Origin of the sequence: Streptomyces sp. NPDC017202 (assembly GCF_044331705.1) — a bacterium.
Lineage (GTDB): Bacteria > Actinomycetota > Actinomycetes > Streptomycetales > Streptomycetaceae > Streptomyces.
In genome coordinates this window covers 13,123-30,450 of the sequence record NZ_JBIRNP010000030.1, presented here as the reverse complement: position 1 = coordinate 30,450, position 17,328 = coordinate 13,123, and the positions used below count along the sequence as shown (strand labels likewise).

The 17,328-nt window shown below is 69.0% G+C and carries 10 protein-coding genes; 5 read left to right on the top strand and 5 right to left on the bottom strand.

Features of this window, described 5'->3' with window-relative positions:
- Positions 1–875: 875 nt before the first annotated feature.
- The 3 genes from ACH4N1_RS32970 (at position 876) to ACH4N1_RS32960 (ending at position 8,077) form a co-directional block, all read left to right on the top strand.
- On the top strand, positions 876–2,054 hold the full coding sequence (locus ACH4N1_RS32970) for a hypothetical protein (RefSeq protein ID WP_398103751.1): 1,179 nt from the start codon (positions 876–878) through the stop codon (positions 2,052–2,054).
- A 149-nt stretch (positions 2,055–2,203) separates the two neighbouring features.
- Positions 2,204–6,613, top strand: a complete 4,410-nt coding sequence (gene pglW / locus ACH4N1_RS32965; RefSeq protein WP_398103748.1) for a BREX system serine/threonine kinase PglW — start codon at positions 2,204–2,206, stop codon at positions 6,611–6,613.
- Positions 6,614–6,661: 48 nt separating this feature from the next.
- Positions 6,662–8,077: a hypothetical protein gene (locus tag ACH4N1_RS32960; protein ID WP_398103745.1), complete on the top strand. Its 1,416-nt coding sequence runs from the start codon at positions 6,662–6,664 to the stop codon at positions 8,075–8,077.
- 87 nt (positions 8,078–8,164) lie between these two features.
- Here the strand turns inward: ACH4N1_RS32960 and ACH4N1_RS32955 are convergent, their stop codons facing one another.
- The 3 genes from ACH4N1_RS32955 to ACH4N1_RS32945 are packed head-to-tail and all read right to left on the bottom strand — an operon-like array spanning position 8,165 to position 11,513.
- Complete coding sequence (locus tag ACH4N1_RS32955) at positions 8,165–9,616, bottom strand: hypothetical protein (RefSeq protein WP_398103742.1); 1,452 nt, start codon at positions 9,614–9,616, stop codon at positions 8,165–8,167.
- Positions 9,616–10,986 carry a KGGVGR-motif variant AAA ATPase gene (locus ACH4N1_RS32950; protein WP_398103739.1) on the bottom strand — a complete coding sequence of 457 codons (1,371 nt, stop codon included), beginning with the start codon at positions 10,984–10,986 and terminating at the stop codon, positions 9,616–9,618. Before ACH4N1_RS32950 ends, ACH4N1_RS32955 begins: the two co-directional genes overlap by 1 nt.
- The gene (locus ACH4N1_RS32945; RefSeq protein ID WP_361455316.1) at positions 10,983–11,513 is read right to left on the bottom strand and encodes a hypothetical protein; all 531 of its coding nucleotides are present in this window, start codon (positions 11,511–11,513) and stop codon (positions 10,983–10,985) included. The genes ACH4N1_RS32950 and ACH4N1_RS32945 overlap by 4 nt, the downstream gene beginning before the upstream one ends.
- 167 nt (positions 11,514–11,680) lie before the next feature.
- Here ACH4N1_RS32945 and pglX point away from each other — a divergent pair, with 167 nt between their 5' ends.
- Positions 11,681–15,391: a BREX-2 system adenine-specific DNA-methyltransferase PglX gene (pglX, locus tag ACH4N1_RS32940; protein WP_398103736.1), complete on the top strand. Its 3,711-nt coding sequence runs from the start codon at positions 11,681–11,683 to the stop codon at positions 15,389–15,391.
- Between the two features lie 46 nt (positions 15,392–15,437).
- On the opposite strand, the gene ACH4N1_RS32935 is transcribed toward pglX, so the two are convergent.
- Both ACH4N1_RS32935 and ACH4N1_RS32930 read right to left on the bottom strand, forming a co-directional pair.
- Positions 15,438–15,629 (bottom strand): DUF397 domain-containing protein, encoded by a 192-nt coding sequence (locus tag ACH4N1_RS32935; protein ID WP_398103734.1) that lies wholly within the window; start codon positions 15,627–15,629, stop codon positions 15,438–15,440.
- Positions 15,626–16,549, bottom strand: a complete 924-nt coding sequence (locus tag ACH4N1_RS32930; protein ID WP_398103731.1) for a helix-turn-helix domain-containing protein — start codon at positions 16,547–16,549, stop codon at positions 15,626–15,628. Before ACH4N1_RS32930 ends, ACH4N1_RS32935 begins: the two co-directional genes overlap by 4 nt.
- Before the next feature lie 208 nt (positions 16,550–16,757).
- Between ACH4N1_RS32930 and ACH4N1_RS32925 the strand changes: the two genes are divergently transcribed.
- Positions 16,758–17,210 carry an ATP-binding protein gene (locus ACH4N1_RS32925; protein WP_398103728.1) on the top strand — a complete coding sequence of 151 codons (453 nt, stop codon included), beginning with the start codon at positions 16,758–16,760 and terminating at the stop codon, positions 17,208–17,210.
- The last annotated feature ends 118 nt before the right edge of the window (positions 17,211–17,328 follow it).

Here is a 17,328-nt window from a genome sequence, read left to right as displayed (position 1 = left end):
GGTCGGGCGTTCCGCGCTCCGTCAGGTGGTGGGCGAGGTGGCCGAGCCACCGCTGGGCGCGGTCCGGGTCCCACGCGCGCGGACCCGGACCGGGCCGGCGGTAGACGGTGGGGAGGAAGTTGTCGAGCAGGTGTTCCTCCAGTTCCTGCGCACTGGCGAACCTCTCGGTGTCGAGCAGGGCGGCCGGATCGTGGTCCGGGGTGTCGCTGTAGACGGTGCGGGCGAGCGCCACCATCAGCGGGGTCGACAGGACGGTGGCGAGCGGGGCCGCCGCCCCGTCCGGCGACGGCTCGCGCAGGTGTTTCAGCACGGTGTCCCAGGCCCCCGCCGCGGGATCCGCGCGGTCGGTCTTGCGGCCCGCGCTCAAGCGCTGTGCCGTCTGCCGCCGGCCAGTGGCCAGCAAGAAGCTTGTCCTTGCCGCGAGTGGGTAACCGGCGCACCGCGCCTGTCGGCCGACCGCGGACCGTTCGTCGACCCGCTCGGCGACTCGACCCGGTTCTGCTCGTGCGCGGAAGGACATCAGCCGCGCCGAACTGTTGAAGAAGATCGAAGCGTTGCGGAAGAGCGACCCGAAAATGAAGCAGGGTGCCACGAAGGCGCAGCCCGCACTCCGTCCCAAGCCGCCGACAGCGCCACACCGCGGCCAACGACCGGTCCCCCCCGCCTCAGCCGTACTACGGCGTGGAGATGAAGTTCATCGACGGCCGGTGGGTACAGATGCACCCTGATTCCGAATAGTGACCGCCTTCTGTGTCGGTCCGGTCCGAAGGCTCGCCGGTATCCCACAGGGACGGAACAGGGTTACTTCCCGATGGGATTGGGGCCGACCTGGACGAGAGGTGTTGACCAAAGGCACGCGGCCCTATCCTGCCCGTATGAGCTTCGGGGGGCGTCCGTCGCCGGCTGAGCAGCCTCGTCCGGTCCGGGATCTGCGCCAACTGGTGCACAAGGACCTGGAGTCGTTCGACTCCCTCCCTGCCGGGGACGGCCCGGACCGGGCCCGTCTGCGAGCGGATGTCCTCCACGCGTCGCTGCGATGGCGGAACGCCCGGGTCAACGTGGCAAGTGAGAACAAGGCACTGGCCATATTCCTGTGCGTGGGTGGGGGGTTGGGCTCATGGGTCCTGATCGCTCCCTTATGGGTGGACAAGGCTGATGGCAGGCACCGAGCGGCCCTGTCCGCCACCGTGTTGATAGCGTCGCTCGTCATCGCCCTCGTCGCGGCGATCGCGACCTCCTTCGCCGTTCGAAGGCGCAGGACCAGCCCTCCCGAGGCCCTGGCAGCCGATGTGGTGATTCCCGTCTGTTCTCTGGCCGTCGCCTTTTCCCTGAGAGACGTCACCCCACGAGGTGTGGCGTCCCTCGGCGCGTTCGGCTGGTCGGCGGGATGCTGTATTTGGATTTCCGTGTGGCTCGGAGGGCTGATCTCGGATGTCATCACGAACAGGGTGATCGTCCGTCGATGTCTCGCGTTCGACGCGTTACTGGTGGACGTCGTACACCTCGCCGCCGATCTGCATCGCAGCAGCCGTTGGCGTCTTTCCGCCCGGTCGGCCCGCCTCGCCTGCGACCGGCTCGAATCGCTTGCCGCGGTCTCGGAGAAGGCGATGACCGCGCCGGGCCGGGCGCCACGCCGTGTGAGGGCCGAACTGCGCCAGGACGGACTGCGGCTGGCGGCGGTGTTCCGCTCCTATCAGAAGCAGGTGGCCACAGCGCACACCGTCGCGGACGTGGACAGGATCGTCGCAGCCCTGCTGGCGGCGGCCGAAGCACTTGCCGCGGGCGACCGGGAGACGCTGTTGGAGCACGCCCCGGACTCGGTGCCGGTGGTGCGCAGGCTCTACCGGGTTCTCGTGCGCACCTGGCCGCCCCTGGTGATGATTGCTTCCGGTGTCGCACTTCCCTTCATTCCGCCCCTCGCGGACCAACCCGGCGCGGCGGGGAGCGTCCGCTGGAGCCTCATCGTCGCCGGTGTGCTCACCCTCGTCGCCGGACGGGACACGGCCGGCCACGTCGGTGGAACACTCGACAAGGCACTTTCCTGGAAGAAGTGAGCGGCGGCAAACCTGTTTGAAGAGCGCCGGGCGTGATGTCGCCGTTGCCCGGCCGTCCTCACGGGACACCGCGTTGTCGGTCCACGGCGGTAGGCTCCACCAGGGATTTGTCGGATCCCGAGGGACGAACCGGTGAGGAGGCCGACGCAGTGGCAGCAACGGGAGGGGACCCGCGGCGGACACCCGGTCCGGCCGTGCCCAAGCCGGGGCCGGTCAAGCCCGCCCAGCAGTGGTTCCAGGAGCGTCCCTCTCCCTACTCCTGGGAGCAGGACGCGCTGGACCACGTCAGGCGTCTCATGCCCGCGGCCGAGCCCTACCGCGCCTGGGCGACCTTCTCCTTCACCGCCCGGTCGGGCCGGGTCAACGAGTGCGACCTGCTGGTCGCGGTGCCCGCAGGCCTCTTCCTCGTCGAGATCAAGAGCCACCCCGGGGAGCTCCACAACACCGGCTCGACCTGGAACTTCCGCGGGAAGGACCGCACGCGCACCCTCACCAACCCGCTGCACTTCAACGACCTCAAGTCCAAGGAACTGCGCAGCCAGCTCCAGTGGGCCGCCCGCAAGCTCTACCAGAGCGACCGGATGGTCCCGCGGATCGAACCGGCCGTCTTCCTGTCGGCCCCCGACCTCGTCAGCCACCTCGACGAGGTCCAGCGCATCCGCGTGTACGGGCGCGACGACGGCGCGAGCGGTCTGAACCGCATCTGGCAGGACTTCCTCGGACTGCCCCCCGAGCGTCCCGAGCGGCGCGTCACGGAGGAGTTCTCCCGGCACCGGCTGCCGCAGTTGCTCAAGGCCGTCGGCATCCGGCAGTCGACCGGCCACCTGCGTTTCGGCGACGCCTGGAAGATGGAGCCGCACCCCCTCGACGCGGGGGCGTCGTGGGAGGACCGCCTCGCCAGGCGCGACGACGGCCTCGCCCGGGAGGAGGGCCGCGTCCGCATCTACCTGGTCAGCCAGGGCGCGACGGAGACGGACCGCAAGAAGACGGAGCGCGCGGCCCGCCGCGAGTACCAGGTCCTCCAGGGCATCACGCACCGCGGCATCGCCGACGCCATGGAGCTGCGCGACCACGAGGGCGGACCGGCGATCCTCTTCCGCCACCGTCACACCGACCTGCGCCTGGACCAGTACCTGGACACCTACGGCGACAAGCTCACCCCCGAGATCCGCATGGACCTCGTACGCCAGCTCGCCGAGGCCGTCCGGTACGCCCACAGCCGTTCCCTGTACCACCGTGCGCTGGCGGCGCGTTCCGTCCACGTGTCCTTCCGGGGCGAGGGCGCGCACCCCGAGCTGCGCATCACCGACTGGCAGACCGCGGCCCGCGACTTCGACAGCAACGCCACCTTCTTTCGGTCCGTCGGCGGCTCCGCGCTGGACGCGGCGCTGATCGAGGATGCCGCCCACGTGTACCTCGCGCCCGAGACGGACCAGCCCTTTCCCGATCCGGGGGACCTGGACGTCTTCGGCCTGGGCGCCGTCTCCTACCTGATCCTCACCGGCAAGCCGCCGGCCCCGCAGCGCAGCGTCCTCAAGGAGCGGCTGCGCACCGAGTCGGGGCTGCACCTGTTCGCGGTCGCCGACGGCGTCTCCGACGCACTCGACGCACTGGTCTTCCAAGCCACCCGCGCCGACGTCAACGACCGGCTCAGTTCCGCGGAGGAGTTCCTGGACCTCCTCGACGAGGCGGAGCGGGCCGGTACCGCGCCCGACTCCGCGGTGGCGCCGACCGTCGACCCGCTGGAGGCGCTACCCGGTCAGGCCCTGGACGAGGAGTGGTCGGTACGCCGGGTCCTCGGCACGGGGGCGACGGCCCGCGCCCTGCTCGTGGAGCGCGCCGTGGAGGACGACGACGGCACGATCCGTGTCGAGGAACGCGTCTTCAAGGTGGCTCTCGACGAGCAGAGGGCCGACCGGCTGCGCGCGGAGGAACGCGCGCTGAAGCTGGTCGGCGGAGGCGCCGTCGTCCAGCTGCGCGGGGACGGCCTGCGCGAGATCGGCGCGCGTACGGTCCTGCAGCTGGAGTACGCGGGCGAGCAGTCCCTCGGCGCCCGGCTGCGCGGCAAGGGGCAGCTCAGCTACGACGAACTGGAACGCTTCGGCGAGGATCTGTTCCTCGCCCTCGACCAGCTCGCCGCACACGGTGTCCGCCACCGGGACATCAAGCCGGACAACCTCGGCATCCAGCGCCGCAAGGACTTCACCTGGCAGCTGAAGCTGTTCGACTTCTCCCTGACGGACGCCTCGGACCGTGACGTGAAGGCCGGCACCCGCGGTTATCTCGACCCGTTCCTCGGCTCGGTGCGCCGCCCGCACTTCGACGACCACGCCGAACGTTACGCCGCGGCCGTCACCCTGCACGAGATGGCGAGCGGTGAGCGGCCGCTGTGGGGCGACGGCCGCATCGACCCGCTCACCAACGAGTCAGCCGAGCTGTACGTCGCCGGTGAGCTCTTCTACCGGCCGCTGCAGCCTGGTCTGAGCGCCTTCTTCCGGCGCGCTCTGCACCGCGACATCGAGCACCGCTTCGACACGCTGCGGCAGATGAAGGACGCCTGGCAGAAGGTGTTCCGGGACGCCGACACGGACCGGCCGCCGACCACCCCCTCCACGGTGGGCACCGAGGCGGAGGACACGGAGCAGGCACGGGACCGGGCGGCACTGGCCGCCGACGCCCGCACGGAGCTGGAGCTGGCCGGCCTGTCGCCGCGTGCGGTCACGGTCGCCGCCGGTCTCGGCGCCACCACGGTGGGCGGGCTGCTGGACGTCCAGCCGTCCGTGATCTCCAAGGCCCGTGGCGCCGGACCGCTGGTGCGCAAGGAGCTGAACCGCCGCCGCAACCAGTGGGTGGCCGCCCTGCGGGGGAAGACCGCGGTGCCGGCGGTGCGCAGGGCCGCCTCGCCGGCGAAGGACGGTGACCCGCGGGCCGGGATGACCGGCATCCTGTCGGTCGACGACATGGTCGACCTGCTGACCCCGCCGCCCGGCCGCCGGGGTTCGCACCGCGCCGACGTGGTACGCCTCACCCTCGGCCTGCCGCCCGGGGACGGCGGCCTGTCGCCGCTCGGCCCCTGGCCCGTGCAGGCGCGGATAGCCGATCACCTGGGCATCAAGCAGCCGCCGGTCTCCCGTCACCACCGGGCCGAGATCAAGCGGTGGGCCGAGGCCGGGTGGCTGCAGGAGGTGTGCACCGAACTGGTCGAGGTCGTCGCCAACTTCGGCCGCGTGATGACCGCCGCACAGGCCGCGCAGGAACTGCGTGCCCTGCACGGCGCGCAGGACGACACCCCCGAGCGTGTCCTGGCCCGGTCACTGGCGGTCGTGCGGGCCGCCGTCGAGGCGGAGACCCGTGAGGAGGAGGGACACGAACCCCGTCTCGCCGTGCACCGGCGCGGTGACACGGTGCTGCTGGCGTCCGAGTCCCTGCCCGGCACCGACGACCCGAACCCCCACGAACTGGCGGACTACGCGGCCGAGTTGGGTGCGAGCGCGGAGAAGCTCGCCGGCCGGGAACCTCTTCCGGGACGCGCCGAGGTGGTGCGCGAGCTGCGCGCGGTGCCCGTCCCCGAGGGCTTCGCGCCGCTCGCCGACACCCGTCTGGTGCAGCTGGCCTCAGCCGTCGCCTCGTCCGCGGTGCGTCACACGCCCCGCCTCGAGCTGTACCGGCGTGACCTGAGCCTGGAACGCGCCCTGCGCATCTCGCAGGCCGGTGCGGGCGTGCGGCCGGACCGGGGGATCACCGCCACCGAACTCGTCGCCCGGGTGCGGGCCCGGTTCCCCGGCCTGGACGTGCTGGCGGACGGCCGCGAGCCGACTCCCGTGGTGCTGGAGGACGCGCTCCAGGCCGCTCGCTTCGACCTGCGGCACGACGACGAGGCCGGCCGGTTCCTGCCTCCGCTGCAGCGGTCGACCGGCCCTTGGCCTTCCACCGGCTCGGTCACCAGCATGCTGCCTCCGGTCCGGTCCGTGGTGCGCCGCGAGCCCGAGGACCCGCACGGTGAGCTGCGCGAACAGCTCTCCGAGAGCGTCCGCCGCGGCGGTTTCCTCGCCCTGACGGTCAAGGCCGCCCGTCTGCAGGGCACGGCCGAGACGATCGCCGCCCGCTTCCCGGTGGTGCCCGTCGACCTGGGGGCGCTGTTCCTGCGGGAGTTCAGGCGGCTCGTCGAGGAGAAGGGCCAGGACTGGCGGACGGTCCTGCGCGCCGACGCGGCCTCCGCGCCGGGCCGGGTGAAGCCGGGCCTCGCCACGTTCGTCCGCGTCGTGTGGCAGCGGGTCGCCGACGACCTCGCCGCCCGCTCCGCCGAGCCGCGCACGGTGCTCTTCCTCCACGACGCGGGTCTGATCGCCCGCTACTGGGACGAGGGCGGCCGTACGTTCCTGGTCACCCTCCAGGCGGCCGCCCGCCGGCCGGCACAGGGGCCCCACGGCCTGTGGCTCCTGTGCCCGATGGAGTCCAGCGTCCAGGACCCGCACCTGGACGGGCAGACGGTCCAGGCACTGCGCAACGACGGGGAGGTGGCCTACCTGGCCGGGGGGTTCCTCAAACAGCCCGCGTAGACGGCCGGAACAGACCGGACTGTCAGAGGGACCGGCAAGAATACGGCCATGGTGGCGATCATCAAGTGCCGTGAAAATGAGGACGAGTACCTGGAGTTCCTCGAAAAGCTGCATCAATCCCGTCGGCACGACTGGGAGTGGTCGTTCACGCGCGGGCGTGATCTGTGGTCCAAGGGCCGTCATCTGCTCCTGATCGCGTCCATGGACGTTGACGGGCGCTTCGAGGTCACCCGCGTGGGGAAGTCCGTCCGCCGACGTGGGGCCAAGGACCAGGACCAGCAACTGCGCGTCACTCATGTGCGCCGACTGCGCAGGCCTCTCCGGCTCGCCGAGCTGCTCGACGGACTGACTGCGGCCCAGCGGCGCCATCTGGTCGAGGAGGGCCACCAGAGCAAGGGGACGGGCGAGGCGATACGTGTCCGGCTGTTGCGGCTCCGGCCGGAACTGACCGAGGCGGTCCAGCTGATCGAGGGGGCCATCGATTCCTGGGACTTCGGCGAATCACGGTCGGCACAGGAAGTGGCACTGCAACGCGACGCGACCCTGGGTGTCGCACGCATGGCCGGGATGCAGGCGCCGCAGCTGGCGGAATGGGACCCGCCCGCCGAGGAACTGTACGACGACACGGTGCCCCCGCTGTTCCTCGACATGGTGGGGGCGGCCCGCCACCCGGACGAGTTGTTCGACCCACCGGAGCAGTCTCCGGGGGACCCTTCCGATCGACCCGACATGATGAGTAATCAGCCGGCCCTCGAGGACCATCTCATCATGCATGACACGCGTGTGATGCATGGGTGGCTCAGCGAAGAGACCAGCCACGTGGCGTGGCGCAAGTTCCGCGAGCACGGTCGCACGCTGCTGGTCGCGAACGCCAACCGCGTCCCGGCCGAGCATGCCCTCGGCTGCGACATCATCTTCTACAACGTCACACGCCACAGCCTCGTCCTCGTGCAGTACAAGAAGCTCAACGCCGCACGAGGCGGCTTCTACTACCCCGACAGCGATCGAAAGAACCTCACCAAGGAACTGCTGCGAATGAGGAGTCTGGACCGGTACGCGGCAAGGCACACCGGTCCGGCCGACGAACAGCGGCTGGACCCCAGCCCGAGTTGGATCAAGCTTTGCCATCCGCGTTCCGTGCTGCCGCACACGACGGAGATGATCCACGGCATGTACTTCTCCCGCCGGCAGTTCGAAGCGCTGCGCGACGACGCGCGACTGAAGGACGGGCGGAAGGGAGCCGTCCGGTTCGGCTACAAGAACGTCCCGGCTTACCTGGACAACACGCTGTTCACGCGTCTTGTGGAGACGGGCCAGATCGGCACTACCGGCACGAGCACCGACCTCGTCCGCCAGCAGGTCATCCGCAGCTTCCGTGGGCAGCGCAACCTCGTGCTCGCCACACTGAGTGGGGAGGAGGCGCCGCAGGCGGCACGGAACGCGCAGCGCAGGGCGGGGCGATGAACAGAGCCCCTGTATGACGACTGATCGACAGCGAGCCGCGATAACCGGTCGCCGGGCGGGACGCAGGGCTCCGCCCGCGATCCGGCGTCAGTTGACGGGCATGCGGGGCACACCGCCCTTGCGGCTGATGTCGAACGCCAGCCGGTAGATGTCCGGCAGGTCGATCGCCTCTCCGCTGCGCCTGGTCATCACACCCAGCTCGATGAGCTCCTCCAGCAAGGCCACGGGGTTCTCCAGATCCCGTGGACCGCTGCCGGAGCGTTCGTCCTTGAGCTGTTCCCGCACCTTGCTGACCAGCGCGCCCTGGTGCCACGCGTAGTGGACGGCCGAAGCCTGGAGAGGGACCTGGGTGTTCTCCAACTGCTCGACCGCGAGGGCCGCCCAGCCGATGTCGTCCTGCAGTTCGGCCACCCGGCTGTCCGCGGCGGAGCTGAGACTCTCGCGGATGGCGTCGTAGTGGAGGGGGACCGGGTGTCCCGCGTGTCGTTCGCCGGTCAGCACGGCGGCCTTGCAGAGGGCCTTCAGCCACGTCCGGGGACTGACCCGGCCCCTGCCGTCCTGCAGGTGGTTCGGTACCCAGGTGTACGTGTGCCCCTTGCGCCGGTCCGTCCCCATGAACGGACCGGCGAGCGTGATGAAGACCTCCTCCTGGCGTTTCCGGTCGGCGATGACGTCGACGGGCGCGACGTGCCGGCCCTCCTCCTGCCGCCAGGTGCCGGTCGCCGTGCGGAACTTCTCGGCCTCGGGAGTGGTGTGGTTGCCCAGCTGGTGGAAGAGCAGCCCGTAGAGGTTCTCCCGGCTCCATTCCAGGTCCGTGGCGTTCGCGCCGAGCTTGGACGCGTCGGGGAACATCTTCGGTGCGTTCTCGTACATGTCCGGCCGTACGAAGATCTTCGCCCGCAGGGTGCCGGTGGTCAGGCGCAGCTCCAGCGCCAGCCGGAACAGCCCGGACAGCAGCCGGTCCGTCTGTTCGCGCACACCGTGCAGGTGTTCGAGGGCGTCGAAGAGCAGCACGCGGGTCTCGCCGCGTTCGCGGCTCTCCCGGTCAGCCGCGGCGATCGCGGCGTCGTAGGCCTCCGGGTTGTCCCGTGTCCAGCGGACGCGGTCGGTCCAGCCCTCGATGCGGCGGATCTCCGGAACGTTCAGGGCCATCAGGACGATCGCCGCCCACAGTTCGTCCGGGGCCGCCCCGTCCTCGACGAGTTTCTCCCGTGTCCGCTTGTACGGGAAGGGCGGTTCACCCGTCTCCTCGCTCTCCAGCCCGAACGCCGTGGTCACCCTGGTGCGGCGGAGCCGGGGCATCATGTACGAGGCGGCGGCGATCTCCCTGAGCCGCTCGTCGACCAGTGCCTTGGCCCAGAACGTCTTGCCCGTGCCGCGTGCTCCGCGCACCACGGTGACGTCCGGGTCCAGGGCCAGCCGGTGCGAGGACGGGGTGAACAGGGTCCGCAGACCGGGACCGGTGGTGTTCGCGTCGGGAGCCGAGCCGAGCGCTTCGATGAGCAGCTTGCGGTAGTCGGCGGGCGTCGGTTCGCTCATCACGCGTCCTCGTGCGGTTCGGGCAGCAGGCGTTCCACCGTAGTCGTGAACTTGCTGTACGCCGCCTCCACGAAGGGCAGCTCGGGCCAGCGGCGGCTGCGCAGCGGGTCGAGCCCGACCAGGTCGTTGCCGAAGAGGATGGGGATCGCCGCGTAGGGAGCGTCGTCCACCTGGCCGTCGGGGGTGTAGAACGGCTCGGGCTCGTCCTCGTCGGGCAGGTTGTACAGCGTGTCCACGAAAAGGTCGTAGGCGTTCTTGCGGAGCGTGCCCAGCCGGCCGGTGTCGCCCGCCGAGTGGAACATCGCGCCCACGATCCTGATCCTCTCCCGGAGTTCGCGCGCACGGTCCGGCCGACGCTGCCACTCGGAGAGCAGCATCCGGTAGCCCTCCCAGGTGGAGGGGTTGTCCACGGCGAACAGCAGGGCGAGTCCGCTGAGGCGGGTGAGCGTGACGGCGGCGATGTCGTGTATGCCGGCGCGGCTGTCGAGCAGGACGTGGTCGGGGCGCCGGGCGAGCCGCTCGACCTGGTCCTCGCACGCGGCGATGGCCTGTTCCAGCCGGACGGCGAACGGGCGCGGCGGCGCGCCGTCGCCGGTGGCCGGGAGGTCGGTGTAGATGCGGTTCAGCTTCGACAGGTAGCTGTACGCCTGTCCTTCCAGCGGCAGTCCGCAGGCCGGGGCGAGGAACACCTCCCCGTTGCCCTGGTAGTTCAGCAGCGAGGCGCGTCCGACGAGTTCCAGGTTGTCCGCGTTGCCGACCGCGGCCTCCACGAGGTGGTCCACGATGCCGTGCCGCGGTCTGCCCGCCTCGTCCGACAGCAGGTTGGACACGCCGGGCGACTCCAGGTCGAGGTCGACGACGAGCACGCACCGGCCCAGGTCGGCGAGGTGGCGGGCGAGGACGGCGGTGGCGGTCGAACGGCCGACGCCGCCCTTGAACCCGTACAGGGCCACGCGCCGGTCCCGCCGGGAGACGGGGGTGCCGGAGGCGCTGTCGTCGTCGCGCTGGAGCCAGTCGGTTCCGACGACCGTGCGTTCCAGTGTGCAGATCCTGCCGACGCCGTCGGCGCGCGGGCTGACCTCGGTGAGTTCCGGCGCGGTGAAGAACAGTTCCGGCGCGAACATGGAGCGCGCGGTCTGTAACGGCTCCAGTCCGGTGAACGGCCGGGTCACCTCGACGAACCGCTCACGCAGGGAGACGAGTTCGGGGGAGTCCGGTGCGAGCCGTTCGCCCATGTCGTCGATGAGGAGCGAGGCCCGGCCGAGCAGGTCACGGGCGAGTACGACGTCACGGCCGAGCGCCGCGGCGTCCTCGGCCACCTTCTGTGCGGCCAGCCACGAACTGTCGAAGCCCGCGCTGGGTGTCGTCATGCGAGGGCCCCGGTTCCCAGGACGCGTGCCTGTTCGTGAGCGGCGAGGAGGTCGTACGCCGCCCGCAGGTGCCGGTCGAGGTCCGCGTCGCTGATCGCCGTGCCGTCGCAGTACCTTCCGGACACGTCCCAGTCGTGGAACGGGTTGTGTCCGATCAGCCGCAGGAACAGGACCCCTGTCTCGCGTGCCCGCCGACGGTCGAGAATCGTGGTCAGCTGTCCCCACAGGTCGGGGAGATGCTCGTGCAGGTACTCCTTGCGGTCCTGCTTGCGCCACTTCCCGCCGGGCGGGTTCGGCTGCGAACTCAGCTCCAGGTCGCCGTTGTAGGGCCGCTGCTTGTCGTTGAGCCGGGAACCCAGGTAGTCCAGGAGGATCGCCTTGATCGCGCATTCGGCGGCCAGCCCCGCCGAATGGTCGGCGGCGATGGTTAACCGGTCAGCGGCGGCCAGCCTGGCCGAGTGGTAGTGATGGCCGCTCGCCGCCCGGAAGGCCGGTGGCGGGGCGGCGGAAGTCGTCGGTGCCGTCACGACGATCACCTTATCGGCGTGACCGGTGGGAGACGGAGCGTTTCCGGGAGGAGAGGTTCCCTGCCTCCACCGGGTGTGGCCTGGCAGGATGGGCATTCGAGCGCGGACGGCCACGGTGGTCGAGGGAGCCGTGGGGAACGCGCAGTGCGACAAGAAGGAAGCGGAACGTGACGGACGTCAAGGCTGGTGTGGACCCGGCGGCCCTGCTCAAGGACCTCAAGCAGCAGGTCGCGGCCCTGGAGGACGACCTGCGGGCGCGCACGGAGTCCGTGGACGAGATCAGGGGCCGCCTGGAGTCCGAGCATCAGCAGGCGTGGGGTGCGCGCCGTACGCGAGTGCCATACGAGTCGTGGCGCGACGAGCGGGTCACCCAGTCCGCGGCGGCCTGGGTGCTGGCCTGCGTCTTCGTCCGCTTCTGCGAGGACAACGGCCTCATCGACGAGCCGTTCATCGCGGGCCCGGGGGAGCGGCTCGCGGAGGCGGAGGCCCGGCACGAGGCGTACTTCCGCGAGCACCCGACCAAGAACAACCGCGACTGGCTGTTCGCCGCGTTCCACGCCGTGGCCTCCGCCAACGACACGGCGGCCGGCCTCTTCGACGAGGCCCACAACCCCCTGTGGGACATCACGCCCGGCTACGAGGCGGCGACCGAGCTGCTGTCGTTCTGGCGACGCTGGGGCGCCGAGGGCGAGATCCGCTACGACTTCACCGACCCCGAGTGGGACACCCGCTTCCTCGGCGACCTCTACCAGGACCTCAGCGAGCACGCCCGCAAGACGTACGCGCTGCTCCAGACCCCGGAGTTCGTGGAGGAGTTCATCCTCGACCTCACCCTCGAACCGGCCGTCTCCACGGACGCGTTCGGCCTGAACCCGGTGTGGGAGGGCCCGGACGGGAAGGAACGGCGCGGCCTGCGCACCATCGACCCGGCCTGCGGCTCCGGTCACTTCCTGCTGGGCATCTTCCACCGGCTGTTCGACAAGTGGCGCGCGGCCGAGCCGGGCACGGATGTCTGGACGCTGGTGCGCCGCTCCCTGGAGTCCGTGCACGGCTGCGACAAGAACCCGTACGCGGTGAGCATCGCCCGGTTCCGGCTGCTGGTGGCTGCCATGCGTGCGGCGGGGGCGGAGCGGCTGAAGGATGCGCCGCCGTTCCCAATCAACGTGGCGGTGGGAGACTCGCTGCTGCACGGGCGGGACGCGGCGGGCATCCAGACGGACCTGGACACATACCTTGCGGAGATGACTGCTGGTCGGTCCGAGGGAGCATTCGCCTATTCGACTGAGGACGTACGGGAGTACGTCAGGCGGGTGGACTTGTTGGGGCGGGGCTCCTATCACGTTGTGGTGGGGAATCCACCGTACATTCAAGTGAATGACAAACAGGAGCGCGTTAACTACCGAGTCTATGCCTCTAGCCATCGTGAATACGCTCTATCTGCGCCATTCGCTGAGCGAATCTTCGATTTGGCAATCCGGGAAGGTGTGCGTGGTGGCTCTTGTGGATACACGGGGCAAATTACTTCGAACTCTTTCATGGGGCGAGAGTTTGGTAAGAAGCTGATTGAGGATGTTCTCCCTACAGTCAATTTGACTCATGTGATTGATACGTCTGGCGTCTATATTCCCGGGCACGGTACCCCCACGGTTATTTTGATTGGCAGGAACAGGCTTCCGAGGCAAGACCATCCGGAACCGGTGCGGGCTGTTCTTGGCATTCGTGCCGAGCCGGCGCAGCCGAAAGGCGGGGAGCTAGGCAAGGTATGGTCTGCAATTCTGAAGCAGATCAATCGTCCCGGTAGTGAATCTGAGTGGGTTTCGGTTGAGGATGTCGAACTTGATCGCTTCCTGCGTCATCCGTGGTCACTTTCCGGGGGTGGTGCGGGGGACCTTAAGCAGTTCATCGAGAAGAATCGTACAAAGCTAGGTGGGAATACGGAGAGTATTGGGTCGGCTGTAATCACTGGGGAAGACTCTGCTTTTGTAGTCCCTTCGAGCAGGTCCCTGCTGGCGCGAGGGGTTCGGTTGCAGTTGAGCGCAGAAGGGACTGATGTGCGAGATTGGGGGTTGCGGGCTCCGACTTGGATGGCTTCCCCCTACGACTCCGAATGGCGTGTCCGACCTCTGAGTGAACTCGGGACGCTCACTCGGTGGCTATGGCCATTGAGGCAGACGCTGTTCGAGCGTAAAAAATTTAGCATTTCGCTACGAGATCGAGGAATTCCATGGTACGAGTGGCGAGAGGTCTATATTTCGAAGCTAAATGCGGACTCTTTGGTTGCGCTGCCGTTGGTGGCTACGCATAACCATTTTTATCTAGAGCGCGGTAATGTCGCTTTCAAGCATTCGGTAACAGTAATTTGCTTGTCGAAAACTTCTAATGAAGATGATCATCTCGCCCTGGTGGGTGTACTGAATTCTTCGACTGCTTGTTTCTGGTTGAAGCAGGTCAGTCATGATAAGGGAAGCCAGGGGGTTAATGAAGGGTTTAAATCGCAGGAGTGGGAGCGATTCTACGAGTTCACCGGGACCAAGATCCGCGAATTCCCCCTGCCGGAGCGGCTACCATTGGATTTTGGGCGGGAGCTGGATCGTCTTGCTCAAGAAATGGCGAAACATGATCCCTCTGCAGTGAGCGAAGTAGGCACTCCCGCTCGGAGCGCGCTGCATGAGGCGCATTCCAGCTACGTTGCCACGCGAAACCGGATGATCGCCAAGCAGGAAGAGCTGGACTGGGAGGTCTACGGGCAGTACGGATTGCTCACGCCGTCAGAGGTGGCTCGTACAGTTGTGTCCGATCACAGTGCTGATCTGCCCGAAGTGCAACTTGGTGAGCGAGCCTTCGAGATCGTGCTCGCGCGGAAGGTGGCCGCCGGGGAGGCGGAGACCGCCTGGTTCACCCGGCACGGTTCCACCCCCGTCACCGAGATCCCCGCCCACTGGCCCGACTGGTACCGCGACATCGTTCAGGCACGTATCGACATCATCAACTCCCGCAAGGACATCGCCCTCATCGAGCGTCCCGAGTGCAAGCGGCGCTGGGCTGCCGAACCGTGGGAGAAGAAGGAACGTACCGCGCTGCGGAACTGGTTGCTGGACCGGTGTGAGAACCAGGAGCTTTGGTACGAGGTCCGGGAGGGGCTCAAGCGGCCCCGGCCGATGACCGTCAACTATCTTGCCGATCAGCTCAGTACAGACGAGGACTTCGTCTCCGTCGCCGCGCTCTACGCCTCCGACCATCTCGGCAAGCCTGATCTGCCCCTCGCGCAGATACTGACCGAGGTGATCGCCGACGAGCACGTGCCCTACCTCGCCGCGATGCGTTACAAGGACCCCGGTCTGCGCAAGCGCGCGCAGTGGGAAGAGGTCTGGCGGCAGCAGCGCGAGGAGGACAGGACGGGGCAGCGGCTCGACATCCCCGTACCGCCCAAGTACACGTCCGCCGACTTCGTCCGCGCCTCCTACTGGTCGAACCGCGGCAAGCTCGACGTGCCCAAGGAGCGGTTCATCTCCTACCCCGAGGCCGGGCCCGACAGCGACTCGACGCTGATGCTCGGATGGGCCGGGTGGGACCACAAGGACCAGGCGCAGGCACTCTTCGAGCTGCTGTCCGCCCGCACCACGCGGGACGGCTGGAGTTCCGAACGGATCGTTCCGCTGCTCGCCGGCCTCCACGAGGTCATGCCGTGGGTCAAGCAGTGGCACGGCGAGTACGACGACGAGTGGGGCGACGTACCGGCGGACGAGCTGGAGGCCGAGTACGAGAACCAGCTCCGCAAGCACCAGGTCGGTGTGGAGGAGCTGAAGGCCTGGCGTCCGGTGCGGAAGACGCGTGGCCGTAAGCCCGCGACGAAGCAGCCCGCCCTAGATGCCGAGTAGCCGCAGAGGTGGGTGGGGCAGCGACGCACGCTGCCCCACCGGAAGATCAGACGTGCGAGTCGGCCGCCAGTGTCGTGAACGCCGACCAGGCATCGCGAGAGACAGCCAGTGACTGCCTCTCAGTGTCCTTCGAGTCCCGGACAAGAATGGCCTCAGCGCGCATAGCGACCTCGATGCAGTTGTCGCCCTCGCTTCCGCTGTAGCTGCTCTTGAACCAGTCCTGTTGAGTGGTGCTCATAGCGCTCCTCGCATCTGCTCCAGCAGGCTCACCGTGGCCCTGCAATCATGGGCCTGCGAACGCAGCTTGCCATAGCGCTGGAGCAGAACGCTTACGTCGTCGAGAGCGCTGATCAGGTTGCTCGACCGCTGGCCTTCCGTATAGCCGAGCCATCGGTGGTCGGGCGTCTCGGCCAAGTACATGTGTCCGTCGACTCCGCAGTGGTCTTCCTGGCGGAGCGGCATGAGTTGGATCTCGACGTTGCGTAGTCGGCCGACGGCCAGCAGGTGGTCGATGACTGCCTTTGTCACCTCGTTCCCACCGAGGCCGCGCTCCAGGACTGCCTGTTCGATGACGAAACTGAACGCGGTGTTGGGCCGCTGCGTGATGATCTGCTGGCGATCGAGTCGCGCGGCGACTTCACGGTCGAGCTGTTCCTCCGTGACTGGAGGCAGCCTGCGGTCGAAGATGGCCCTGATGTACGGCTCAGGCTGCAACAACCCCGGAATCGCCCGGCACTCGTACGTGTAGAGCGAGATCGCCTCCTCCTCGATCCCCGCCCACTGCCGGAACCACGACGCCAACCCCGCCTTCCGCGTCAGGCTCTTCGCCGCCGCCCTCAACACCCGCCCCGCGACCGCCCCCAGCGCCTCCTCCGACCGCTCCAGCAGGTCCCGTGGCGGGAACCGCTTGCCCTGTTCGATCTTGGCGACGTACGCGACCGAGTACCGCACCAGCGGTGCGAACTGCTCCTGTGTCAGGCGGGATTCCTCCCGCAGGGCCTTGAGGACCGCGCCGAAGGTCCTCAGGCTGTCCGAGAGTTCCGGCTCGCAGCCACCGCCCCCGTTCCCGCCTCCGCCCTGCCCGGCGTTCCCACCTCCGCCCCCGCTCCCGCCCTGCCCGGCGTTCCCGCCCGCCCCGCCGCCGTTGCCCGTCGCCATCGCAGCCGCCTTCCCCTGTGCCGCCGGGCCGTACCCGTGCCGGGCCCGGACGCTTGCCGTACCGTCCGCCGTACGCGCTGCGCCACGCTCGGCACACCCATCGTCACGTACGGCTACCGACCCAGTCCAGCGAGCCGACCAGTACAACGCGATCTGTATCGGTGCCGGACCTGCCGACGGACCGTCACCTCCCGGCAGGGTGGCGGCCATGCCAGCCCCACGCACCCCCAGCCCCGCCCGGCCGCACACCTTCACGCAGCGCTTCTCCGCCACCCGCCGCGGCGCCCGCCTCGCCCGGCTGCTCGCCGCGCACCAGCTCACCGAGTGGGGCCACCCGCACGGCACCGAGGCGCACGACACGGTCGTCCTCGTCGTCGCCGAACTCGCCGCGAACGCCGTCCTCCACGGCCGCGTCCCCGGACGGGACTTCGCCCTGTCCCTGGCCCGCGACGAGAGCCGGGGCGTCGTCCGGATCGAGGTGACCGACACCCACCCCGCCCGGCCGGCGCGGCTGACCCCCGGCACGGACGAGGACGGCGGCCGCGGCCTGCTCCTCGTCGACGCGCTCGCCGCCGACTGGGGCGTGCGCGACCGCGTCGGCCCCGGCAAGACGGTCTGGGCGGAGTGCGCCCTGGCTCGTCGTGCGGAGCCCGAGCGCTGACGCCGAGCCGTGCACCCGTGGCGGGCCGGCCGGCCGACCAGGCTCGGCGCTGTCCCGGTCGGCCGCCGGTCCTCCGGAGCCGGCGTGGCGCCACGATGAAGGCGGTGGCCGGCGTGGA

Excerpts from the sequence above, each read along its gene's own strand:
- ACH4N1_RS32960 (WP_398103745.1), top strand. The coding sequence starts at position 6,662 with ATGGTGGCGATCATCAAGTGCCGTGAAAATGAGGACGAGTACCTGGAG.
- ACH4N1_RS32955 (WP_398103742.1), bottom strand. The coding sequence starts at position 9,616 with ATGAGCGAACCGACGCCCGCCGACTACCGCAAGCTGCTCATCGAAGCG.
- ACH4N1_RS32970 (WP_398103751.1), top strand. The coding sequence starts at position 876 with ATGAGCTTCGGGGGGCGTCCGTCGCCGGCTGAGCAGCCTCGTCCGGTC.
- ACH4N1_RS32935 (WP_398103734.1), bottom strand. The coding sequence starts at position 15,629 with ATGAGCACCACTCAACAGGACTGGTTCAAGAGCAGCTACAGCGGAAGC.
- ACH4N1_RS32925 (WP_398103728.1), top strand. The coding sequence starts at position 16,758 with ATGCCAGCCCCACGCACCCCCAGCCCCGCCCGGCCGCACACCTTCACG.
- ACH4N1_RS32930 (WP_398103731.1), bottom strand. The coding sequence starts at position 16,549 with ATGGCGACGGGCAACGGCGGCGGGGCGGGCGGGAACGCCGGGCAGGGC.
- ACH4N1_RS32950 (WP_398103739.1), bottom strand. The coding sequence starts at position 10,986 with ATGACGACACCCAGCGCGGGCTTCGACAGTTCGTGGCTGGCCGCACAG.